This is a genomic window from Chthoniobacter sp., assembly GCF_040003245.1.
Lineage (GTDB): Bacteria > Verrucomicrobiota > Verrucomicrobiia > Chthoniobacterales > Chthoniobacteraceae > Chthoniobacter.
On record NZ_JBDUCX010000061.1, the window covers coordinates 1 to 21,960 of the forward strand.

The window sequence follows — 21,960 nt, forward strand, 5'->3', positions numbered from 1 at the left end:
TTACCGCGGGGACTTCGCTAACTTTTTGCAGAAAGGATGAAATATCCGGGCTAGCGAGGGGATTACTTTTCCAACCCAAGCTTGCGGAAGGTCTCATCCACGTGGGCGAAATGGATGTCCAGCGAGCACAGGGTATCGATCTCGGCCCGGGTGAGCAGCGCGGATACTTCCAACTCAGCGGCCAGGTTTTCCTGCAGGCTGACGTCGCCCTGCCAGGTCTTCATCGCCGCCCGCTGCACGGCTTCATAGGCCGCTTTGCGCTCCAGACCACGCTCGGTGAGCTTGAGCAGGATGGTTTGCGAAAAATAGAGGCCCTTGGTGATATGGAGGTTACGCTCCATATTTTCGGGATAAACGAGCAGGCGCTCCACCAAGCGGCGCAGGGAGACCAGCATGTAATCGATGAGGATGCACGAATCGGGCATGATGATGCGCTCGACGGACGAGTGGCTGATGTCGCGTTCGTGCCAGAGTGGCACATTTTCCAGCGCCGCAAGGGCATTTCCGCGCACTACCCGCGCCAATCCGCTCAGCTTTTCCCCGGTGATCGGGTTGCGCTTGTGCGGCATGGCCGAACTGCCCTTTTGTCCGACAGAAAAATACTCCTCCACCTCCAGGACTTCCGTGCGCTGGAGGTGCCGGAACTCCGTGGCCCAGCGGTCGATGGAGGAAGCAATCAGCGCCAGCACAGTCTGGAACTCCGCATGCCGGTCGCGTTGAATGACTTGCGTGCTGAGTGCCGAGGCGGTGAGGCCGAGGCTCTGGCAGACACTGGTTTCCACGCGGGGGTCGAGATGCGCGTGGGTGCCCACGGCGCCGCTCAGTTTGCCCACGCGCAGGCGCGGTTGGGCGTCGTTCAGCCGGTCCAGGGCGCGGCCAAATTCGTCCCACATAAGGGCGAGCTTGAGGCCGAAAGTGATCGGTTCCGCATGGATGCCGTGGCTGCGGCCGATCATGGGGGTCTTCTTGAACTCGATGGCCCGCTGGGCGATGACCTCGCGCAGGGCACGGAGATCGGCCAGAATCATGTCCGAAGCCTCGGCCATCTGCACCGCCAGAGTGGTGTCGAGCACATCGCTGGAGGTCATTCCCTGGTGCATCCAGCGGCACGCGGGTCCGACGTAGCTGGCGACGTTCTCCAGGAAGGCGATGACGTCGTGGTTCGTCCGCTCCTCGATGACAGCGATTTCCTTCAGGTCGAACTTCGCCTTGGCGCGGATGGTCTTCGCGTCTTCCTGCGGGATCACGCCGATCTCCGCCTGCGCCTCGCAGGCCAGGGTCTCGATTTCGAGCCAGATTTCGTATTTGCGCTGATCCGCCCAGACGGCGGCCATTTCGGGTCGGGTATAACGTTCGATCACCCGGAGAAGGCTAGGGGGATGAGGTGCGAATGCAAAAGGAAAACTTCCATGGGCCGGGTGCGCCAGAGTGGGAGGCTGGGAAGCCGGGGAGGAATGAACCTGGGATCGGGAAAAATTTCCGGCACGATTAGGCACGATTGAGGGCGATTGACCGCGATTACTCTGGAGGGAGGGGGCGCGTAGGAACCCGTTGCCGATGGGTCGGAACTGGCCGGAACTACCCGGAACATCTTGCCGGAGAGGATCTTGAAATCTGGGAACGATCGGCGATCGTTCCCTGCCTGTGGCCGGGCTTCGCTCTTCGGCAGCGATCATGTGGGCAGTGTCGGGTGGCATCGTGTGCGTATTCAGAATTCCTTTCCAACGAATCAGAGTGACAAATACCGCGCCGCCTATTTCTTCCATTCCTCATCCAGCACAGCGCCAGTGTCGCACGGGACGCTGGAAAAGTCAATCCGGGGCGGTTTTCCGCCTGTCCTCCCTAAAAAAACTTACCCCGCCACCGGCTTGGAAGCCGTAGACGGGGTCTTGGATAGTTTTTAGCTCAGACGGGAGCGTAACTCCCGCGAGGCGCGGCTGGAGCCGCTGTGGTGCTCAGGGCTTAGTAAACCCGGGCGCGGATCTTCCGGCCCTGGCTGCTGAAGCGAACGCGGCCGCTCTCGAGAAGGTCGGCGACGGCAGCGACGGTCTCACGGTTGTTCTTCGTGTAGCTGCTCACCGCGACAATCAGGTCGCCCAAGCTGTAGTTGGAGCGATTGGATTTCTTGAGGTTCTTTTTCATAGTGCGTTTTGGGTAAAATTTGCTGGGCGAGATATACCTTAGCAATGGGCGTGCCACGCTAGGTATGGGGTGTTGTTTTCTGAATACATAGACGGGGGTAGGGCCGAAAGAGTTCAAAAAAAGTGACGACTAAAAGGACAGATGTGTCGGGATTCTGACATGTGCTCGGCGGTGGGTCGTAGATGATGCGTATGTTCACGGGGGTTCGGATGCGTCCGTAGGATTGGCGTGATCGCCAGACACGTCGGTCCTAGGGGTGACAGAGACGTGTTTCGGAGCCGCATCTCTTCGTCCCAATTGAAGAAGGCGTTGCCAAGCGCGCGTTCCGCAGTATTCCATCGGCCTCCCCATGTCCTTCTACCGCCGCGTGCTCGCCTACTATCGGCCCGATCTCCGGCCGACCATCACGGCCATGGTGCTCACGCTGCTGGCGAATTGCTTCAATATCCTGCGCCCGTGGCCGCTGGCCTACATCATCGACAAGGTGCTGCCCGCCGCCTCGCGCACACCGCACGGCCTCACGCTCGTCGGCTACGATCTCGGCGCGTGGAGCATCCCCGCGATCATCGCGCTCGTCTGCGCGTTGATGGTCGCCTTTCAACTCTTCGCCGGCGGCATCGGCTACTTCGTCAATATCATCACCATCCGCGTGGGGTTGCACGGGCTCATGCGCTTGCGCAGGGAGCTCTATGCCTACCTGCACTCGCTGCCGCTCAAGTTCCACGACCAACGCCGCAGCGCCGACAGCAGCTTCCGCGTGGCCTACGATTCACAGAGCCTCCAGGCTTTCTACAGCAAGGGCTTCTTCATTTTCCAAAGCGTCATCTCGCTCGCCACCACCTTTGCCACGATGTGGTATTTCGATTCGACGATCGCGCTGCTTTCACTGCTCGTCGTCCCGCTGATGATGCTCTCGATTTACATTTTCGCGAAGCGCATCCGCGACCAGTCGACGACGGTGGCCGAGCGGGAGAGCGAAGTGCTCACCGTGGCGCAGGAAGGGCTCAGCTCCGTGAAGATGGTGCAGGCTTTTGGCCGCGAGGAGGATGAGGTGCAGGAGTTCCAGGTGAGCGCGAAGGAAAGTCTCGATGCCAATCTGAAGCTCAACGCCACCTCCATGCGCAGCGCGCTGCTCGTGGGCACGCTCATCGCCGGGAGCTCGGCCGTGATGTTTTATGTCGGCGCGCAGCACGTGCTTTCCGGGCGGCTCACGGTGGGGCAGATCTGGATTCTCTCCACGCTGCTGCTCATGCTCTATCAACCGCTCGAGGCGCTGACGCACATTGCCTGGGCCTTCCAAGGGGCGGCCGCGGGGGCGCAGCGTTGCTTCGAGATTTTGGACAAGGAAAACGACGTCGCCGATGCGCCCGATGCGAAGCCGATCGACACCGCCCTCGGGGAGATCGTATTCGAAGACGTGGCCTTCGGCTACAGCAGCGCGCGGGAGATTTTGCGCGATGTCACCCTGCGCATCTCACCGGGGCAGACGGTCGCTTTCGTGGGCGGGACCGGCGCCGGGAAATCGACGCTGCTTTCGCTCGTGCCGCGCTTTTACGATACCACCGCCGGCCGCGTGTTGCTCGATGGTCACGATCTGCGTGATATCCAAAAGAAATCCCTGCGCGACCAGATCAGCATCGTCCTCCAGGACACGCTGCTCTTCTCCACGACCGTCCGCGAAAACATCGCCTATGGCCGGCCTGACGCCAGCGAGGAGGAAATCATCGAGGCGGCGAAGCGCGCGCAGGCGCATGAGTTCATCATGGCCATGCCGGACGGGTATCGCTCGCAAGTGGGTGAACGCGGCGGGCATCTCAGCGTGGGCCAGCGGCAGCGGCTGGGGATCGCGCGGGCGTTCCTGAAGAACGCGCCGATCCTCATTCTCGACGAGCCGACCAGTGCGCTCGATCCCACCACGGAAGCTGCGATTATGCAGACCATCGAGGAGCTGATGCACGGGCGCACCACACTGATCATCACCCACCGCATCGCCACCATCCACGGCATGGACAAGATCGTGGTGCTGGCCAAGGGCACCATCGCCGAGGAAGGGCAGGGGCCTGAATTAGTCGCGCGCAATGGCGTCTATGCATCGTTGTATCGCTCTGCCAATTTGCACTGACCCATGACCAACGTCCTTCCCGATCGCCGTATCGAACATGACTGGAGCAACCGCCAGATTCCCGCGAACGTCACCTGGGGCGACGGCTTTTATTGCGAGAGCGCGCAGTGCTTTTTGCACTTCAAGGGCAAGCGCGAGCCGGCGGTGGAATTTGGCGCGCATGTGTCTGTTTATGCGGCTTCGCAGCTCGCGGTGGGTCCGCAGGGACATGTGAAGGTCGGCGATTTTACGCTACTCGTTGGGGCGCTGATTACCTGCGAGACGAGCGTCGAGATCGGTTCGCATTGCCTCATCTCGTGGGGCACCGGCATCGCCGATTCCGACTTTCATCCCGTGGCTGCGGCGCAACGGCGCATCGATGCCGAAGCGCTCGCGCCGTTTTACGAAGGCAAGCCGGAGCGGCCGATCGCCGCGGTAAAGTCGCGCCCCGTGAAAATCGGCGACAACGTCTGGATCGGGATGAACGCCATCATCCTGAAGGGCGTGACCATCGGGGAAAACTCCGTCATCGCCGCCGGTGCCGTGGTGACGAAAGACGTGCCGCCGAATACCGTCGTCGCGGGCAATCCGGCGCGGTTTGCCAAGCGTCTGCAATGAGCCGGAAGCGTTTCATCGTCACGGGCTACATGGCGCGCTGCCCGATTGCGGGCGTGATCTGGCAGCACATCCATTACATCGTGGGCCTGCAGCGGTTGGGACATGAGGTCTATTACATCGAGGATTCCACGGCGCATCCGTATCACCCGATCACCTACGACTATGTGCCCGACTGGAGCTACACGGCGGAGATCATGCCGAAGCTGGCGCGGCAATTTGGCTTCGAGGATCGCTGGGGATATCGCGCGCGCTACCTCGACGACCGGCCGACGGCGGGCCTGAGCGGGGCGCGGATCGACGAACTCTACCGCGAGGCGGACGCGGTGCTGAACGTCTGCGGCGAGCAGGAGTTGCACGAGGACCTGCTGCAGAACCGGTGCCTGATCTATATCGAGAGCGACCCCGGCAAGGAACAGTGCCTGATCGACAACGATCTCGGCGCGAAGATTCGCGAGACGATTTCGCACTATCACGCGGTCTTCACCTTTGGCGAAAATATCGGCTCGGAGCGCTTTCCGGTGCCGTTGCACGGCATCCCCTGGCAGCCCACGCGGCAGCCGATCGTCACCGATTTCTGGAAAGCCGTGACGCCTCCGCCGGTGGGCGCCGTCTACACGACTGTGGCGAACTGGAACACCAAGGGCAAAGACATCGAGTGGCGCGGGGACAAATATCTGTGGAGCAAAGCGCTCGAATTCCTGCGGTTCATGGATGCGCCGCAGCGGGCAGGGGAGACTTTCGAACTCGCGACCAACCTGCGCGACGAGGTGACGCGCACGCAACTCGCGGAGCGCGGCTGGCGGCTGAGCAATCCGCAGGAGATCAGCATCGATCACGATGCCTACGTGCGTTACATGCAGCATTCCAAGGGCGAATTCACCGTCGCGAAAGACCAGTACGTGCGGCTCAACACCGGCTGGTTCAGCGACCGCACCGCTTGCTACCTCGCCTGTGGCCGCCCGGTCATCACGCAGGAGACGGGATTCTCCCAGCACTACGGCGAGGGACGCGGGCTGCTCGGATTCCGCACCCTCGACGACATCGCCGAAGCCGTGCGCGCGGTGAACGCGGACTACGCGATGCACTGCCGCGCCGCGTATGAAGTGGCCGCGGAGCATTTCGAGGCGACGAAAGTCGTGGCGTCGATTCTGGAGCGGGCGGGGCTGTAGTCTTCGCCGCAAGCGTCCGCGCCTCAATGCCCCTCAGGGCTTCTCGATTTCGAGTGCCTTGCAGATCGCCCACGCGGTCGGGTTTTTGATCTCGCGATGGCGCGGCACGGCCGTCGTTTTTCGGTTGGCGGGATTCCACCACACGGCATGCCTCGATCCTTCTCGATAAAGCTCACAGCCGTTGGCTCGCAAGTGCCGCTCCAGGTCCGCCAGCTTCACATCGCGGCCAGTTCAAACACTTCGCGCACTGCCGTCGTCGGTTCCGTTTTCCTGGCGAGTTCGCCGTTGCATTCCAGAACCATGCGCAGCGCGTCCGCGAGATTCTCACGCGCTTCATCGATCGAGTCGCCCTCGGAGATTGCGCCGGGGATTTCCTCGATGAAAGCGGTGTAACCGCCCTCCGGTGCGGCAACGAAAACGGCGGTCAACTTCATGGAACGAGACTAACTCAAAAACCCGGCGGTGCAATTTTCAATTACGCCAGCGAGACGCTACCCGCCGATCGTCTCGCAAAGGCAGCACCACAAATTGGTGCCGAACTCCGCGGCGACGCGCGGAGCCAGCGACTCCGCGCCGCTCTTGTCGCGGAGCAGGGCGAAGACCGTGGCGCCGGAGCCGGACATGAGGGCGCCGGCGACTTCCGGTTGGGCGAGCAGCCACGTTTTGAGATCGGCGAGGAAAAGGTACTTTTCGAAGACGGGGCGCTCGAGGTCATTGACCAGGGTGCCCCACGAAAACTCCTGCGCGTCGTAGCGGACACCTGGCACTTCGCGAGAGTCGCGCCAGTGCTTGTAGGCCCAGGGCGTGGGCACGCCGAAGGGGGGCTTGATGAGGAAGAGCGGCAACTCATGGGGGAAGGCGACGGGTTCGACGAATTCACCACGGCCGCGGATAATCGCAGCGGATTGGTAGATGAAGAATGGTACGTCCGAGCCAAGGTCCGCGGCCATGGCGGAGAGCGCGTCTGGCGATAGTTCGGCTTCAAAGAGACGGTTGAGGCCGATGAGGGTGGTGGCGGCGTCGCTGCTGCCGCCGCCGAGGCCGGCGCCGTGGGGAATGCGCTTTGTCAGTTGAATGCGGAGATTCGGCTCGAATCCGCAGGACTCGCAGAAAAGCTTGGCCGCGCGGACGACGAGGTTGTCGTCATTCGTGGGGAGCGTCGCGTCGTCACAGACAAATTCCAGCCCGGCTTCCTCGCGGTGCGAGAGGTCGAGCGTGTCGAAGATCGAGAGCGGGCAGAGCAGGCTCTCGATTTCGTGAAAGCCATCCTCGCGCCGCCGCAGGACGCGGAGCGAAAGGTTGACCTTGGCCGGGGCAAAGAACTCCACGAAGGCGCGGGGCTTTCCTCGCGGTGAGACTAGCGCATGCTCCGCGCGCCGACCGGGCGCTGGCCGGCAGGGGGCTCGTGGCCGCCGCCGGGACCAGTGATGAAGCGCGTGATGGTGCCGTCCATGTCGATGCGCAGGCCGATTTCCTTGCGCGGGCCGTCATCGATGGGCGAGGACCACTTCGCATACCAGTAGGTCGACTTGAAAGTCGCTTGCTCCAGCACGAGGCCGACGATCGCGCGATCGGCTCCCACTTTTTGCAAATGGTCCTGGGCGATCTTCAACGCCTGGTCGATCGGGAGCGACGGGGTGTTGTCCGCGGCCACGGCGGACATGGATGAGATCGCAAGGGCGACGACCAAGGGGAGGAGTCGGAGGTTCTTCATGGGTGAGAGGATAATGGGACGACGAGCGGCTTGGCGAGAGCGGAGGAAAGCTCCCGCATGGCTGATGCCCGCGGATGTCCGAGACATCGGGCTTCAGTAAATGACGGGTCTTTTTGGAACGATTCGCGTTACGCGTTGCGGTTGATGTTGTTGAGGTCTTCGAAGGTGGTGAGCAGGCGCTTGGTGGCGGCGTCCTCGGCGGCGCCGAGCCAGATGCGCGGGTCGTACTGCTTCTTGTTCGGGGCGTCGGCGCCCTTGGGGTTGCCGATCTGGCCTTGCAGGTAGTCGTGGTTCTTGGCCTCGTACTCGCGGACGCCGTCCCAGAAGGACCACTGCACATCGGTGTCGATGTTCATCTTGATCACGCCGTAGCTCACGCCCTCGCGGATTTCCTCGCGCGTGGAGCCGGAGCCCCCGTGGAAGACGAAATTCACGGGCTTCGGGCCGGTCTTGAAGTGCTCCTGGATGTAGTCCTGCGAGTTTTTCAGGATCTTCGGGGTGAGCTTCACGTTGCCGGGTTTGTAGACGCCGTGGACGTTGCCGAAGGCGGCGGCGATGGTGAAATTCGGGCTCACGGCGCCGAGCGTCTTGTAGGCTTCGGCGACTTCCTCGGGTTGGGTGTAGAGCTTCGATTCATGGACGCCGGAATTGTCCACGCCGTCTTCCTCGCCGCCGGTGACGCCGAGTTCGATCTCGAGCGTGATGCCCATCTTGGCCATGCGGGCGAGATACTTTGCGCAGATCTCGAGGTTCTCATGCAACGGCTCCTCGGAGAGGTCGAGCATGTGCGAGCTGTAGAGCGGCTTGCCGGTCTTGGCGAATTGCTCTTCGCTGGCGGCGAGCAGGCCGTCCACCCACGGGAGCAGCTTCTTTGCGCAGTGGTCGGTATTGAGGATGACGGGCACGCCGTAGGCCTTGGCCGCGGCGTCCACATAATGCGCCCCGGCGATGCCGCCGAGGATCGGGCCATTCTGGTTTTCCTTCGGGATGTGCTTGCCGATGAAGAATTGCGCTCCACCATTCGAGAACTGGATCATGGTGGGCGAGTTGACCTCGCGAGCGGCGGCGAGCGCGGCGTTGACGGTGCCGGTTCCGATGCAATTGATCGCCGGCATGGCGAACTCATTGGCCTTGGCGTAATCGAGCAGTTCTTTGACTTCGTCACCAAAAAGAACGCCCGGACGGAATCGCTTAGTAGAAGACATACTACTGGTAATAGCAAACGGGGGCCTTGGGACAAGGGTCAAGTACCCGGAGTGGTGAAATCGGGGTGGTTTGGGGTTGAACCGCCGAGGCGCGGAGGCGCGGAGAGGATGTGAGGAAGGAGAACGCACGGGTCGCATCGTCGGTTGATTCGGTTCTGGTTTGCGCTCGCGGCCGCCATTTTAAAAATCTCGCACCTTAAATCGGCTTAAGAGGGCTTAAGGCACCTTAAATCGACCTCTCATCTTGGCCCGGGACTCCTTTGATTTGCACCGGCCTTGAGACGCGGTTCTCCGGGTAGCGCCGCCAAATTTTTCGCACCTTGATTACCTTGATTCGGCTTGATTCGGCTTGATTCGGGCAAGGGCTGCCACCCCGTTGGGTGAACTGTTGCCGCATCATTTCCGGTGGTGTCGCTTCGCTCGACCACCGGCTATGGGCGCTGGGATGCCTCCGGCATCGGACGGGGGATTGACTCATTTCACGAAGCGCTGGCTGCGTTCACTCGGCGGCGAGACGCCCATCGAGTTGTTGGCGGATGACCGCTGAGAAGGGGGCGTCTGGCCGTGGCCAGGGATAGCGGGGTCTTCGGAGCTCATGCCGGCCAGTATCGCATGACACGGGGCAAAATGTGCATTGCTCCATTGGTTCCATTGGCTCCATTGCGGAAAATTTGCTCTGCTCGCCTGAAAATCAGGAGTCGCGGAAGCAGGATGACGGGTGGGAACGCTACTTCTTCGACCAGGACGGGTTCGCGGAAGGAGCTTCCAAAGTGGAATGGCCGACTGCTATTCTTGGATTCGTTCGGTTCGGTTTCCCCCAGTCATGCAGGCTCGCACGAAACGCATCCTTTCCATTGTCTTCGTGGCGCTCTTTTTGGTCGTGGTTGCGTTTGGCTACCGGGATTTCGACGAGCGCCGATTAGAGCGCGAGGAGAAAACCTTAAAATACCTCGTGATTGACTCCTTTGAGGTTAGAGACGCGACTCTTGATGAGGCAGTGCAGCTTCTCGTGGAGAAAGTGCATGCCATGGGCCATCCAGAATTGCGCGCGCGCGTTTTTGCGGATCGCAGTGCGGCACGGCATTTCCACGGCTTGCTTAATCCACCACCGGATTTGCATCCAGGGGGAAAGATCACTCTCCATTTAACGTCAATACCGCTGGTGGAGTTGGTCAAATACGTTGGTGGCCTTGCCGACTCAACTTGCGAAGTGATTGGACACGATTTGGTGGCGGTGCCGGCCCTCGGCACGAGTAGGCGTTTTCGGCGAGTAACCTACAGGATGTATCCGGATTTTTTTGAAATCATGCCCGAGAAAGATCTTACCCAATACCTACTGGGCAGCCTCACCTTCTACGAAGAAATGAAAGTAGACGTGAAGCGGAACCAATCGACAGTCGAGATTTTTGCTCCGGAGGAGCAAGTGGATAATCTCGATGCATTGCTCCATCAGAATAGACTCCCGAGCTGGTGGGCGCAGGCGGAGAGTCTAATCCGATACGGAACTACAGTCTCCAGAGACTATTGAGTGGAAAGTGCCAAAGGTAGCTTCCCTTATTTCACCTTCACGTTCCGGCGGAGGAAGGTGGGGACGTCGAGGTCCTGGCCGTCGACGATGGTGGGCTCGCTTTTTTCAAAGCGGCCACGGGCGACAGGTTCGAATTGCATTTGCTCCTGTTTGGCCTGGACGGGCTTGGGCTTGGCTTGTTTGGGAGCGGCTGCGCGCACCGGCTCGGGTTCCGGGGTGGGCTCGGCGAAGAAGGGTTCGGCTTCGGCGGCGATTTCGGCGGCGGCCGGGGCGGCGGCTTCGACCAGGACGGGTTCGGCCTCGGGCTCGGGTTCCGGGGCGCGTCGAGGTGCGGGGGCGCGCCGGGGTTCGGGGATCTGTTCCGGCTCCGGGATGGGTGCGATGACGACGACGGGTTCGATGACGGGCGGGGGCCGGCGGACGACGGGAGTAGGGGCGACGGAGGCGGGTGAGCTTTCGACGCGGGTGTCGGGACGCGAGCGCACCTCGACGGCCGGCGCGGGGACTTCGCCCTGCAGGGCGCTGAGGATGGTGACGCTGATTTTCTGGCCAAGCGTGGAATCGACGGCGGCGCCGAAAAGCAGGCGGGTCTGGTCGCTGATGTGACGGTTGAGTTCCTCCATCAGGATTTGCACTTCGTTCAGCGTCATGGACGGACCGCCGGCGACGTTGATGAGGATGTTGCGGGCGTCCTCGAGCATGCGGCCTTTGTCCATCAGCGGGCTTTTTAGCGCGCGGGTGAGGGCGTCGTGCGCGCGGTTGTCGCCGTCGGCCTCGCCGTAGCCGAAGATGCAATGTGCGCCGGCTTCGCCCGAGCCGCGCAGGGCAGTGGTCAGGTCGTCGAAGCCAATGTGCACCAGCCCGCGCTGGCGCACGACCCGGGCGATGGCGCGGATGCTCTGGCTGAGCGTCTGGTCCGCGGTGGTGAACGCTTCGTGGATGCCGGCAAGCGGGGCGACGGCGTCGCCCATGCGGTCGTTGTCGAAATGGATGACGACGTCGGAATAGCGCTGGAGCGCGGCGAGCGCTTCGTCGGCCTGGGCGCGGCGGCGCTTGCCCTCGAAGGCGAAGGGGAGCGTGGCGAAGGCGACGACGAGGGCCTTTTGCTCGCGGGCGAGTGAGGCGACGATGCGCGCGCCGCCGGAGCCGGTGCCGCCGCCGAGACCCACACACAGGAAGATGACTTGCGCGCCCTCGATGGCCTGGCGGATTTCGTCCACGCCTTCCTCCACGGCGGTGTAGCCGATCTCGGGATCGCCGCCCGCGCCAAGGCCGCGGGTGGTGGTGCGGCCGAGCTGCACCTTGCGCTCGACCACGGAAGCGGTCAGCGCCTGCGCGTCGGTGTTGAGGGCGACGAGTTCCGCGTCGTGCATGCCGTCGAGCAACAGGCGGTCGAGCACGTTGCCGCCGGCGCCACCGAGACCGACGACCTTGATGCGGACATCATGCGTAGAGGCGGAATTCCGGTGCACTTGAATCATGGCGGTTTAGTTTAGGCGGGGCATTGCATCACCACAGGCCGAAGAAAGAGAGCTTTTTGCGCAGGCGGCCGAAGAGGCCGGCGGGCCGTTCGGGCTGCATGGCATCGGCATACTTGATGAGGCCGATGGCGGTGGAGAACTGCGGATTCTCGAAGGCGGAAGTGAGGCCGGAGACCGTCTGTGCATGGGTGACGTGCACCGGCATGCCGAAGATCTCCTCGGCGAGATGGTTGATGCCCTTGAGCAGGCTGCACCCACCGGTGAGCATGACGCCCGCGCCGAGGAAGGGCAGATTGGCTTCTTCCTCGAGCTGTTTCTTGAGCAGTTCAAAGGCTTCGCGCACGCGGCAATGGATGATGGTGTTGAGCATCTCACGCTCGACTTCCTTGCCGGCGAATCCGGTCTCGTCCTTGAGGGTAATGGTTTCGCCGGGGCGTGCGTTGCCAAGGATCACGCTGCCTTCCTCGACCTTGAGCCGCTCGGCCTTGGCCATCGGGATGCGCAGGCCGAGGGAAATGTCATTCGTGATGTGATCGCCGCCGATGGCCAGCGAGCCGCTCTGCTGTACGGCGCCGTCGGCATAGACGAGATAATCGATGGTGCCGCCGCCGAAATCGACGACCAGCGCGCCGAGGCTCTTTTGGTTTTGATCGAGCAGGACCTGCGCGGTGGCGAGGGGATTGAAGACGACGTCGAGTACTTCGGGGCCCACTTCCTTCACGCAACGCACGCTGTTTTTGATCCGCGTGGCCACGCCGTGGATGATGTGAAAATCCGCCTCCAGTTTGCGGCCGAGCATGCCGATGGGATTGAGCACGCCGTCCTGACCGTCGACGTAGTAATGCTGCAACAGCGAGTGTACGAACATGTTCGGCGCGGGGATGCTGACTTCGCGGGCGCTGGATTGCACGTCCTCGAAATCCTCCTCGCAGATCTCGTCGCGCTCCTCGGGGATGTTCACGGCGCCGCGGTTGTTGAAGCCCGTGATGTGGCTGCCGGTGACGCCGAGGTAGACGCTGCCGATCATGACATCGCTCTTCTCCTCGGCATCGACGAGCGCTTCGCGGATGCATTTCCCGGCGGTTTCGAAGTCCACGATCTCGCCTTTGCGCACGCCGCGCGACGGCGCCTGGCCGACGCCGAGAATGCGAATCGTCCCGTCACCCCGGGTCTCGCCGACAACGACGCAGACCTTGGAGGTGCCAATTTCGAGTCCGACAACTATGTTATCACGAGCCATCAGGGATTCAGACGGAAGGGTTTTTTCAGGGATTGGTTGCCCGTGCTGGCACGAGGCGGAGTGGAAGATCGAGATGACGGAGTGGAGGCCTTCGGCGACGGTTTCGGTGCGGCGGGTTCGGCCCGGCGCACCTCGGTGGGCGACTTGGAGGAACCTTTGTCCTCGGGCTTGGCCGGTTTGGGAGGCATGGCTTCCGCGGCGGCCGCGGCTGCGGCATCGGCTTCGGGATCGTAAAAGGTGACGGGGATATTCCGCTCCACGATGAGGTTCACGGTTTGCAACTCCTTGTGGTCGGCGGTCGCCCGTTCGATGCAGCGGTAGAGATGCTCCAACTGCTTGTCGAGGCGGTCGAGACCGAAGGTGATCTTCGCGTGGCGCTGGTCGGTGACGACCAGGCAGTAGCCCTTGGAGAGGTCGATGTTGCGCGCCTGGAAGCGCGTGCTGTCGGAGTTGAGCCGGATCAGTTCGAGCGCGGATTGCATCTCGAGGACGTTCACGCGCTTGCCGGGGACGAGATTTTCCGTCTCGAAGCCGGTGATGATCGGCAGGTGATAGTATTCCGGCAGGAGCACGCGGCTGCGCAGGACGATGCCGCGGGCATCGATGAGAAAGGAGCGCTCCGAGGAACTGGGGTCTTCATCGCCCTTGGCCGCGACCCAGGCGATGGGACGGCGCTCGGTGATCGTGATGTTGACGCGATTCGGCAACACGCGTTGCACGATCGCGCTCTCCACCTGCGGCATGGCCTCGATGGCCGCGCGGGCATGGCCGAGGTCCAGGGTGAAGATGTTGCGGTCCTCGACGATATTCGCGGCGGTGACAACTTGCTCGCGGGTGAGCGCGCCGTCGGTCGCGAAGTTGATCTCCCGCAAGTAGTAGTCGGGATTTTCCCACACGAAACGGCGCAGCGCTTCCTTGCCGCCGATCCACGCGCCCACACCGAGGCCGACGAAGATGATCGTCTTGAAGATGAAACCGCTGACGGCGCGGAAGCGGCGCGAGCGTTCGGTGCTCGCGCGTAGCTTCACGTCGAGCAGATGCTGCTGCTTGCGCTGGCGCGGATTGGAGATGCGCTTGTTGGCGGGTGGCTTCATGTGCGGCGGTGGGTGAGGGAGAGCTCGATGACGCGGGCGCACAGCTCGGCGTAGCTGATGCCCGCGGCGGCGGCGGCTTCGGGCAGCAGGCTGACCTGCGTCATGCCGGGAATGGTATTGATCTCGAGGACGGACGGCTCGCCGGCGTCGGTGAGCAGGACGTCGACGCGGCAATACGTTTCCAGATCGATCGCACGGGCGGCGGCGAGGGCCACTTCCTGCACGCGCCGCGTGAGTGCGTCGCTGATCTTCGCCGGGCACGTGTGATTGGCCGAGCCGCCCGCATTCGGATTCAGGAACGGATACTTGTTGTCGAAATTGTAGAAGTCCTTGGAGACCTCGATCTCGATGATCGGCAAGGCCAGGTCGCCCACGACGCCGACGGTCAATTCGCGCCCATCGACGAAGGCTTCGACGAGCAGTTCGTTGCCGTAGCCCCACGCTTCTTCCATGGTCGCGGCGACCTTGGCTTCCTCGTGCACGATGAAAACACCCACGCTGGAGCCTTCGCGCGGCGCTTTGACGACGTAGGGCAACGGCAGGGCGGGCATGGCGCCATCGCGGAGGATTTCGAATCCAGCAGTGGGAACATCGCGTTCCTGGAAGCGCTTCTTCGTCGCGATCTTGTCGATGGCGAGTTCGCTGCCGGCGACGCCTTCGCCGGTGTAGGGAATGCCGCGCGATTCGAGGATGCGCTGGAGTTGCCCGTCTTCGCCGAAGGTGCCGTGGATGACGTTGAAAGCGATGTCGGTCCCGGTGGGCACGACGAAATCGGGGCCGTTGACGTCCACTTCAGTCACGTCCGCGCCGAGCGAGCGCAAGGCTTTGGCGACGCCCGCGCCGGAGGCGAGGGAGACTTTACGCTCGGAGCCAGGGCCGCCCATGAGCACGGCGATCTTCTTGTTTTTCAGGTCAATGGACACGGGATGAATTCGATTGGTCATTCTGACGCATACGGGCGTCGCGGGACGGTTCTTGCAGATTTTGAGGATCAGTCATGGATCCCTTTCTCTTCGCCGACGATCTGCACTTCGGTCTCGAGCTTGATGCCGCGCTCGCGGAGCGCGACTTCCTTGACCTTGTCGATCATGGCGAGCACGTCCGTGGCAGTGGCGTGGCCGTCGTTGACGATGAAATTGCCGTGGACCTCGGAAACCTTGGCGCCGCCGATGCGCGCGCCCTTGAGACCGAGCTCGTCGACGAGCTTGCCCGCGGGGCACTGCTCAGGGTTCTTGAAGATGCAACCGGCGCTCGATTCGCGAGGCTGGCTGGTGCGGCGCTTCTGCGTGGAGGCTTCGAGCAATTTCTCGATTTGCTCCGCGTTGCCGGGCTGGCCGACGAAGGTCGCGGACACCGCGTAGTTTTTGTCCAGGGTGCCGCAGTGGCGATAGTGGACATCCATTTCCGCGGGCGTCTTCATGTGAAAATTGCCGTGCGGATCGATGAAGCGCACGCTGACTACCTGGCGGAAGGTTTCCCCGCCCATCGCGCCGGCATTCATGCGCAAGGCGCCGCCGACGTTGCCGGGAATGCCTTCGAGCCATTCAAAGCCGCCGATCTCGGCGTCGCGCGCGGCGTAGGCGAGTTCCTTCTGCTTTACGCCCACGCCTGCCTGGATCTTGCCGTCGCGCACTTCGATCTTCTTGAATTCGCCGCGCGACAGATGCACGACCACGCCGCGGATGCCACCATCGCGCACGAGCAGATTCGAGCCGCGGCCCATGACGAAAATCGGGAGTTCGTTGAGCGTGCAAAAACGCACGAGGCGCGCGAAGGCCTCCTCGGTTTCGGGCTCGGCCCAAAACTGCGCCGGTCCGCCCACGCGCATCGTGGTGTGCTTGGAAAGCGGCTCGTAGAGCTTGATCGAGCCGTGGCCCATCACGGTCTGCAACTCGTCGAGCTGCTTCACGTCCCGGGCGAGGATCGTGCCCGCTTCATGAATGTTGCCCGCGCCGAGGCTGATGATCACATCGCCGGGCTCGAGCGCGCGGCCGATCTCGAGCGCGATCCTCTTGCGGTCCGGCTGAAAGCTCGCGGCCTCGTGGCCTTCGCGCACCATTTCGTCCACGATGGTCTGGCCGCTCACGCCTTCGATCGGCAGCTCGCTGGCGGGATAGACATCGGCAATGATCGCCACGTCCGCATGATGGAACGCGCGACCGAATTCCTCCTTGAGCTTGAGCGTGCGTGAATAGCGGTGCGGCTGGAACATGCAGAGCACGCGCTTGCGGCCGGTATTCTTCGCGGTGGCGAGCGTGGCTTTCACCTCGCTGGGATGATGGCCGTAATCGTCCACCACCATGTAGCGGTCGCTGCGATACTTGATCTCAAACCGGCGCCGCGCGCCGCGGAACGACTCCAGCGCCTCGGCGATCTTCGCGAAAGGCACGCCGAGTTCCGTGGCCAGCGCCACGACCCCGACGGAATTACTGACATTATGCCGGCCGGGCACGTTGAGCGTGATCGCACCGAGCGGTTCCCCGCCGCGCAAAACGCGGAAGTGCGACTGGAAGTCCTTCGTGTGCACATCGTCGAAACGATAGAAAGCGGTGTGCGATTCCCCGTAGGAAACGGCGCCGGGATGCGGGCTGCACAGGCGCGTGGCGTTCGCGTCGTCGGCGTTGAAGATCACCTTGCCGCGCGTCTGCGAGAGCAATTGGTTGAACACCACCTCGATCGCCGCGAGGTCCGCGTAATAATCGAGATGCTCTTCCTCGATGTTCAACACGATGGCGTGCTCGGGATGATAGAAGGCCAGCGTGCCGTCGCTCTCATCACCCTCGGCCACGAAGAATTCCCCGCGCGAATCCCAGTTCGCATTGGTGCCGAGAATCGGGATCTCCGCGCCCACATAGTGCGACGGGCACAGCCCGCCGACCTTGAGCGCATGCGCGGCCATCGACGACGTCGTGGTCTTGCCGTGCATGCCGCAGACCACGATACCCTTTTTGCAATTGAGGATCGCGGCGAGCGCATCGGCGCGGCGCACCATGTTGCGGTTCGTGCGGATCGCTTCGTCGTACTCCACGTTGCCCGGACGAATGGCCGAGGAAAAGATGATGAGGTCGGCGTCGGAGATGTTCGCCGCGTCCTGCCCGAGGTAAAAACGCAGGCCCAGCTTTTCCAGCCGATCGATCTCGATGTTGCGCGCCTTGTCCGAGCCGCTCACGTGATGCCCGAGTGCGACCAGCAGTCCGGCGATGCCGCTCATGCCGGAACCGGCCACGCCGATGAGGTGAACTTTCAGTTCACCGCCGACGAGGATGTCTGCAAGGATTTGGCCCGTGTCCATTATGCGCAAGAGTTGAGGATGGTGTCTGCGACCCGCTCGGCGGCTTGCTGCGGCGCGAGGCTTGCGCTGCGCGCCGACATATCGGAAAGCCGTTGCGGATCTTCGAGAAACCAGAGGAGTTTTTTGGCGAGCGTTTCACCGCTGGTTTCGCGCTCCTTTAATAGCGTCGCCGCACCTGCTCTTTCAAAGATATTCGCGTTGAAAGTTTGGTGATCTTCCGCCGCGAAGGGATAAGGGATGAGAATGCTGGGCAGCGCGAAGTGCGAAAGCTCCGTGAGGCTCGCCGCGCCGCTGCGCGAAATGGCGAAATCCGCGGCGCTGTAGGCCGCCTCCATGCGATGATGAAAAGCCGCGGCGAAGGCGGTAATGCCCGCCCTGGCATAGCTCTCGCGCATCATCACTTCGTCCTGCTTGCCGGTGAGGTGAATGACCTGCAAGGCGTATTTGGCCAGTTGGGGCAGGGCGTTGCTCAGCGATTGATTGATCCCGTGCGCCCCCTGGCTGCCGCCCATGACGAGCAACGTCTGTTTGCCCGGCGTGAGCCCGAACGCGGCCAGCGCCTCGGTCTTGTCGAGACGCGTGGCCAGCGAAGTGCGGATCGGCGTGCCGGTGACGGTGCATTTGCCCGCCGGGAAGAATTGCGCGCACTCCTCGAAGCCGAGCAGCACACGCGTGACGATGCGGCCGTTGAGCTTGTTGGACTTGCCGGGGATGGCGTTCGATTCGTGAACGAAAGTGGGGATTTTCCGTGCCCGCCCGGCCAGCAACGGCGCGGTGGAGGTAAACCCGCCCATGCCGATCACGGCCTGCGGCGCGAAGTCGCGATAGAGCGCCTTCACCTGCGCCAGGCCGGCGCGGAATTTCAGGATGAACTTCAAGATCGCGAGGGGCGATTTGCTTTGCAGCCCCACGCCCGGCACGCGCTCGATGCGGAAGTCGCTGCGGCCCTGTGTGGCCAGCGAGTCGATCTCCTTCTCCGAGATGATCAGCATCACGCGATGGCCGCGGGCGATCAGGACTTCTCCCACGGCGAGACCCGGAAACAGGTGTCCGCCTGTTCCGCCGGCTGCGATAACGAAATTCATAGTTTAGAGGCGCACGACGCGCCGGGCATTGCGCGTGCGAGCGCGCATGACAACACTGTTTTTTTGATCATCCTGCTCATTGAGACCCTGGCGGTAGATATTGATCAAGATGCCCACGCCGAGCAGACAAAAAACGAGATTCGAGCCGCCGTAGCTGATGAAGGGCAGGGGCAACCCCTTGTTCGGCAGGAGCGCGGTGGTCACGCCGATATTCACCGCCGCCTGCAGCGCAATGATCACGACGATGCCGAAGCCCAGCAACATGCCAAAACGATCCCGCGCCCGCATGGCGATGATCGCGCCGCAGAGAATGAAGACGATGTAAGTGAAAACGACCACGAGCGTGATGCGCAGGCCGAGCTCCTCGCCCACCACGGGGAAGATGAAGTCGGTGTGCGCGAAGGGCAGATACATCATCTTCTGCCGGCCGTTGCCGAGGCCCAGGCCCTCCACGCCGCCGGAGCCGAGCGCGATCAAACCCTGCACGGTCTGATACGCCTCCGTGGGATATTTTTCCGGATACATGAACGCCATCATGCGGCCGAAGCGTTGCGGCATTTTCAACGCCACGAAGATCAGCGCCACGAAGCCCGAAGCAACGGTCGGCACGAGATAAACGAGTCGCGTGCCGGCGATGAACATGAGCAAAAAGGTGGTCGTGCCGATGAGCGCCGTGGTGCCCATGTCCACTTCCGGGGCGATGAGGCCCATGAGGACGCCCGAGGCGACGAGCGGCGCCACAAAGCCCCGCAGGAACTGCCGCGAGTACGCTTCGTCGCGCGCGAACCACCACGCCACCGTCACGACCGCCGCGAGCTTGGCAAATTCCGAGGGCTGAAACGTCACGCCGATATTGATCCAGCGGCGCGAGCCGTTGATGCGATGGCAGATGTGCGGCACGAAACACAGCGCGAGGAGGAAGACCGAGAGCAGGAACCAGATCCACCACGTCTTTTGCAGATGGTGGTAATCGAGCGCCGCCGCCATGGCGCACACGACCATCCCGATGCCGAGCCACACCACCTGGCGCTTGAGCAAAAACATCGCGCTGCCGTGGCTCTCGGGCGCGTAGGCGGACGTGCTCGACAGCATCACAAGGCCGAGCACGATCAGGCCAATGACCGTAACGACTAGAAGATAAACACTGGTGCGGTGCGCGTTCAACGGCGGCTCAACTCTTGCGCGGCGGCACTTTCAACGTTTGACCCAGTTGCAATTTCTTGGGATCGGTAATCTTGTTGGCCTTCACCAATTCCTCCGTGGTGAGGCCGTAGTTGCGCGCGATGGAAGTCAGCGTATCGCCTTTCTTCACGGTGTAGAATCCGGGCGTGGTGGTGGTGGGTGGGACATCGGCTTGCTTCGGCGTGGCGCCGGTCTTTTTTGCGTCCGCGGTCTTGTCCGTCGTCTTCGCCGCCGGAATGGTCAGCGTCTGGCCTTGGTGCAGCACGGCACCTTCCTTGAGGTGATTGGCCTCCATGATCTGGGCCGGTGTCACGCCGTAGGCGAAGGCGACCTTGGTCAGGTTGTCGCCGGCTTTGACCTGGTATTGATGGCCGGTCTCGGGCCTGGCGGGAGCGACCGCGGGCACGGGTGCGGTCTCCGTGGAATGAGCCGCGGCTGCGGCCGCATGCGCCGTCGTCGCTGCGCTCGCCGGGGTGTCATTCTGCGCGAGGGACTTTTGCTGCAGCGCGGGTGCGGTCTGCTCGATCGGCGCGACGATCGGCTCGTGGCCCTTACGCGATTGCTTGATGCTGTTGAAGGCGTAGATGCCGCCCACCGCGACCACGTGCAGGATGAGCACCACGACGAATGCGCTGGAGAGATTGGTCGTCGGCTCTTCCTCGTCGTAATCGTCCGCCGAGCGGCGTGCAGCGCGCGCGGCCGTGGCTTGCAGTTTTTTCTTCGGGCGCGGTGTAAGGACAGCGGAGAGTTTGCTGAAGAATTTAGGCGTTTTCATTTTTAGGCAGGTAGAGCTTGGACCAAGGCGCGGAACTGGTTTCCGCGGTCGGCGTAATTTTTAAACATGTCGAAGGACGAAGTACCAGGACTGAAAAGAACCACATCGCCGGGCTGGGCGAGGCTGTGCGCCAGCTCGACCGCTTTTTCCAGCGAGCGCCCGGCATTGGAGACGGGCAGGCGCGCTTTCCAGATGGCCTCGATACGGTCGGCCATCTCGCCCATCACCACCACCGCGCGGCAGCGCGCGGCGACGAGATCGGTGAGCAGGTCGTATTCGAAGCCCTTGTCCTTGCCGCCCGCGATCAGGACCACGCGGCGCGTCTCGGAGTGCAGCGCTTTCTCGACGGAATCGGGATTCGTGCCCTTGGAATCGTTCACCCACTCGACACCATTCACGGTGCGCAGGATTTCGCAGCGGTGCGGCAGCGGCTTGTATTCGCGCAAGGGCGGAACCATCTGCGCAAAGCTCAGCCCGCGCACGAAGCCGACGCCGAGCGTGGCCATGAGGTTCTCCGCATTGTGCGAGCCGCGCAGGTTCGTCTCGGCCATGGCCAGCACGGGCACGCCGCGGAAATGGATGACGCCGTTGCGCAGGTCGAAGTCGCCGTCGGAGACGTACGCGCTGAAGGTGATCTTCTGCGCCTGCAAGGGCGGGAGCTTGTCGCGGTAGTTGACGATCGCCCAGTCGTCTGCGGTCTGGTTTTCGAAGATGCGAATCTTCGCCGCGTAGTACTCTTCCATCGAGTGATAGCGGTCGAGGTGATCGGGCGCGAAACCGAGCCACACCGAAGTCTGGCAGTGAAAGCGGCGCACGGTCTCGAGCTGGAACGAGCTGATTTCCACGGTCATGACGTCGAGGCGGGCGCTCTCGCGCACCTTGGCGGAAAAGGCTGGCCCGATGTTGCCGCAAGCGACCGTCTTGACGCCGCAGGCGTTGAGCATTTTTTCCACGAGCTGGGTGGTCGTGGTTTTGCCGTTCGTGCCGGTGATGCCGATGATCGGGCACTTGCACATCTCGTAGGCGAGCTCGAGTTCGCCGATCATCTCGATGCGGCGCTTGATGAAGTTTTGCACCAGCGGCACGGCGGGATCGATGCCGGGGCTGAGGATCACGGCGTCATAACGGCTGTGCGTGCTCTCGTGCTCGGCGGCGAGGCCGGCGATGACGCGGATGCCTTCCGCGCCGAGCGCTTCGATTTTCTTGCGCAGCTTGTTCTCTTCGGCGGTGTCGAGGATCGTTACCATGGCATTTTCCTGGTGGAGGAGGCGGGCGGCGGATTCACCGCTTTCACCCGCGCCGAGAACGGCGATGGACTGGTGGGCGTAAGACAC

General features: G+C 62.5%; 20 protein-coding genes. 4 read left to right on the plus strand and 16 right to left on the minus strand.

Annotated elements, in window-relative coordinates; genetic code table 11:
• Positions 1–62 precede the first annotated feature (62 nt).
• Together purB and ABJF10_RS10560 are read right to left on the minus strand one after the other, a co-directional pair.
• Entirely contained in the window at positions 63–1,361 is a 1,299-nt protein-coding gene (gene purB / locus ABJF10_RS10555) for an adenylosuccinate lyase (protein WP_348544524.1), read from the minus strand.
• A 601-nt stretch (positions 1,362–1,962) separates the two neighbouring features.
• Positions 1,963–2,142 (minus strand): hypothetical protein, encoded by a 180-nt coding sequence (locus tag ABJF10_RS10560; RefSeq protein ID WP_348544525.1) that lies wholly within the window; start codon positions 2,140–2,142, stop codon positions 1,963–1,965.
• Positions 2,143–2,491: 349 nt separating this feature from the next.
• On the opposite strand from ABJF10_RS10560, the gene ABJF10_RS10565 reads away from it, so the two are divergent.
• The 3 genes from ABJF10_RS10565 to ABJF10_RS10575 are packed head-to-tail and all read left to right on the plus strand — an operon-like array spanning position 2,492 to position 6,030.
• Complete coding sequence (locus ABJF10_RS10565; protein WP_348544526.1) at positions 2,492–4,264, plus strand: ABC transporter ATP-binding protein; 1,773 nt, start codon at positions 2,492–2,494, stop codon at positions 4,262–4,264.
• A gap of 3 nt (positions 4,265–4,267) precedes the next feature.
• Positions 4,268–4,861 (plus strand): acyltransferase, encoded by a 594-nt coding sequence (locus ABJF10_RS10570; protein ID WP_348544527.1) that lies wholly within the window; start codon positions 4,268–4,270, stop codon positions 4,859–4,861.
• Positions 4,858–6,030, plus strand: coding sequence for a glycosyltransferase (locus ABJF10_RS10575; protein ID WP_348544528.1), 1,173 nt, complete (start codon positions 4,858–4,860; stop codon positions 6,028–6,030). The genes ABJF10_RS10570 and ABJF10_RS10575 overlap by 4 nt, the downstream gene beginning before the upstream one ends.
• A 33-nt stretch (positions 6,031–6,063) precedes the next feature.
• Here the strand turns inward: ABJF10_RS10575 and ABJF10_RS10580 are convergent, their stop codons facing one another.
• The 5 genes from ABJF10_RS10580 to fbaA all read right to left on the minus strand — a co-directional run bounded on the left by ABJF10_RS10580 (position 6,064) and on the right by fbaA (position 8,949).
• Positions 6,064–6,249: a type II toxin-antitoxin system HicA family toxin gene (locus ABJF10_RS10580; protein WP_348544529.1), complete on the minus strand. Its 186-nt coding sequence runs from the start codon at positions 6,247–6,249 to the stop codon at positions 6,064–6,066.
• Complete coding sequence (locus ABJF10_RS10585) at positions 6,246–6,464, minus strand: type II toxin-antitoxin system HicB family antitoxin (RefSeq protein ID WP_348544530.1); 219 nt, start codon at positions 6,462–6,464, stop codon at positions 6,246–6,248. Before ABJF10_RS10585 ends, ABJF10_RS10580 begins: the two co-directional genes overlap by 4 nt.
• A 57-nt stretch (positions 6,465–6,521) precedes the next feature.
• A complete protein-coding gene (gene ispE, locus ABJF10_RS10590) occupies positions 6,522–7,358 on the minus strand; it encodes a 4-(cytidine 5'-diphospho)-2-C-methyl-D-erythritol kinase (RefSeq protein ID WP_348544531.1) in 837 nt (278 codons plus the stop codon).
• Positions 7,359–7,387: 29 nt separating this feature from the next.
• The gene (locus ABJF10_RS10595; protein WP_348544532.1) at positions 7,388–7,744 is read right to left on the minus strand and encodes a hypothetical protein; all 357 of its coding nucleotides are present in this window, start codon (positions 7,742–7,744) and stop codon (positions 7,388–7,390) included.
• Positions 7,745–7,872: 128 nt separating this feature from the next.
• Positions 7,873–8,949 carry a class II fructose-bisphosphate aldolase gene (gene fbaA / locus ABJF10_RS10600; protein WP_348544533.1) on the minus strand — a complete coding sequence of 359 codons (1,077 nt, stop codon included), beginning with the start codon at positions 8,947–8,949 and terminating at the stop codon, positions 7,873–7,875.
• A gap of 823 nt (positions 8,950–9,772) precedes the next feature.
• Between fbaA and ABJF10_RS10605 the strand changes: the two genes are divergently transcribed.
• Entirely contained in the window at positions 9,773–10,477 is a 705-nt protein-coding gene (locus ABJF10_RS10605) for a hypothetical protein (RefSeq protein WP_348544534.1), read from the plus strand.
• 26 nt (positions 10,478–10,503) lie between these two features.
• Here the strand turns inward: ABJF10_RS10605 and ABJF10_RS10610 are convergent, their stop codons facing one another.
• The 9 genes from ABJF10_RS10610 to murD form a co-directional block, all read right to left on the minus strand.
• Positions 10,504–11,958: a cell division protein FtsZ gene (locus ABJF10_RS10610; protein WP_348544535.1), complete on the minus strand. Its 1,455-nt coding sequence runs from the start codon at positions 11,956–11,958 to the stop codon at positions 10,504–10,506.
• Positions 11,959–11,986: 28 nt separating this feature from the next.
• Entirely contained in the window at positions 11,987–13,198 is a 1,212-nt protein-coding gene (gene ftsA / locus ABJF10_RS10615; RefSeq protein ID WP_348544536.1) for a cell division protein FtsA, read from the minus strand.
• Positions 13,198–14,292 carry an FtsQ-type POTRA domain-containing protein gene (locus tag ABJF10_RS10620; protein WP_348544537.1) on the minus strand — a complete coding sequence of 365 codons (1,095 nt, stop codon included), beginning with the start codon at positions 14,290–14,292 and terminating at the stop codon, positions 13,198–13,200. Before ABJF10_RS10620 ends, ftsA begins: the two co-directional genes overlap by 1 nt.
• A complete protein-coding gene (locus ABJF10_RS10625) occupies positions 14,289–15,215 on the minus strand; it encodes a D-alanine--D-alanine ligase (protein ID WP_348544538.1) in 927 nt (308 codons plus the stop codon). Before ABJF10_RS10625 ends, ABJF10_RS10620 begins: the two co-directional genes overlap by 4 nt.
• Before the next feature lie 68 nt (positions 15,216–15,283).
• Complete coding sequence (gene murC / locus ABJF10_RS10630) at positions 15,284–17,584, minus strand: UDP-N-acetylmuramate--L-alanine ligase (RefSeq protein ID WP_348544539.1); 2,301 nt, start codon at positions 17,582–17,584, stop codon at positions 15,284–15,286.
• Positions 17,584–18,669 (minus strand): undecaprenyldiphospho-muramoylpentapeptide beta-N-acetylglucosaminyltransferase, encoded by a 1,086-nt coding sequence (gene murG / locus ABJF10_RS10635; protein WP_348544540.1) that lies wholly within the window; start codon positions 18,667–18,669, stop codon positions 17,584–17,586. The genes murC and murG overlap by 1 nt, the downstream gene beginning before the upstream one ends.
• A gap of 3 nt (positions 18,670–18,672) precedes the next feature.
• Positions 18,673–19,833, minus strand: a complete 1,161-nt coding sequence (locus tag ABJF10_RS10640) for a putative peptidoglycan glycosyltransferase FtsW (protein ID WP_348544541.1) — start codon at positions 19,831–19,833, stop codon at positions 18,673–18,675.
• A 7-nt stretch (positions 19,834–19,840) separates the two neighbouring features.
• On the minus strand, positions 19,841–20,626 hold the full coding sequence (locus tag ABJF10_RS10645) for a LysM peptidoglycan-binding domain-containing protein (RefSeq protein ID WP_348544542.1): 786 nt from the start codon (positions 20,624–20,626) through the stop codon (positions 19,841–19,843).
• A gap of 2 nt (positions 20,627–20,628) precedes the next feature.
• Positions 20,629–21,960: a UDP-N-acetylmuramoyl-L-alanine--D-glutamate ligase gene (gene murD / locus ABJF10_RS10650; protein ID WP_348544543.1), complete on the minus strand. Its 1,332-nt coding sequence runs from the start codon at positions 21,958–21,960 to the stop codon at positions 20,629–20,631.

Coding starts and splice junctions, on each gene's coding strand:
- ABJF10_RS10570 (WP_348544527.1), top strand. CDS start 4,268: ATGACCAACGTCCTTCCCGATCGCCGTATCGAACATGACTGGAGCAAC.
- ABJF10_RS10645 (WP_348544542.1), bottom strand. CDS start 20,626: ATGAAAACGCCTAAATTCTTCAGCAAACTCTCCGCTGTCCTTACACCG.
- ABJF10_RS10575 (WP_348544528.1), top strand. CDS start 4,858: ATGAGCCGGAAGCGTTTCATCGTCACGGGCTACATGGCGCGCTGCCCG.
- ABJF10_RS10595 (WP_348544532.1), bottom strand. CDS start 7,744: ATGAAGAACCTCCGACTCCTCCCCTTGGTCGTCGCCCTTGCGATCTCA.
- ABJF10_RS10620 (WP_348544537.1), bottom strand. CDS start 14,292: ATGAAGCCACCCGCCAACAAGCGCATCTCCAATCCGCGCCAGCGCAAG.
- ABJF10_RS10585 (WP_348544530.1), bottom strand. CDS start 6,464: ATGAAGTTGACCGCCGTTTTCGTTGCCGCACCGGAGGGCGGTTACACC.
- fbaA (WP_348544533.1), bottom strand. CDS start 8,949: ATGTCTTCTACTAAGCGATTCCGTCCGGGCGTTCTTTTTGGTGACGAA.
- ABJF10_RS10560 (WP_348544525.1), bottom strand. CDS start 2,142: ATGAAAAAGAACCTCAAGAAATCCAATCGCTCCAACTACAGCTTGGGC.
- murG (WP_348544540.1), bottom strand. CDS start 18,669: ATGAATTTCGTTATCGCAGCCGGCGGAACAGGCGGACACCTGTTTCCG.
- ftsA (WP_348544536.1), bottom strand. CDS start 13,198: ATGGCTCGTGATAACATAGTTGTCGGACTCGAAATTGGCACCTCCAAG.
- ABJF10_RS10605 (WP_348544534.1), top strand. CDS start 9,773: ATGCAGGCTCGCACGAAACGCATCCTTTCCATTGTCTTCGTGGCGCTC.
- murC (WP_348544539.1), bottom strand. CDS start 17,584: ATGGACACGGGCCAAATCCTTGCAGACATCCTCGTCGGCGGTGAACTG.
- ABJF10_RS10610 (WP_348544535.1), bottom strand. CDS start 11,958: ATGATTCAAGTGCACCGGAATTCCGCCTCTACGCATGATGTCCGCATC.
- ABJF10_RS10565 (WP_348544526.1), top strand. CDS start 2,492: ATGTCCTTCTACCGCCGCGTGCTCGCCTACTATCGGCCCGATCTCCGG.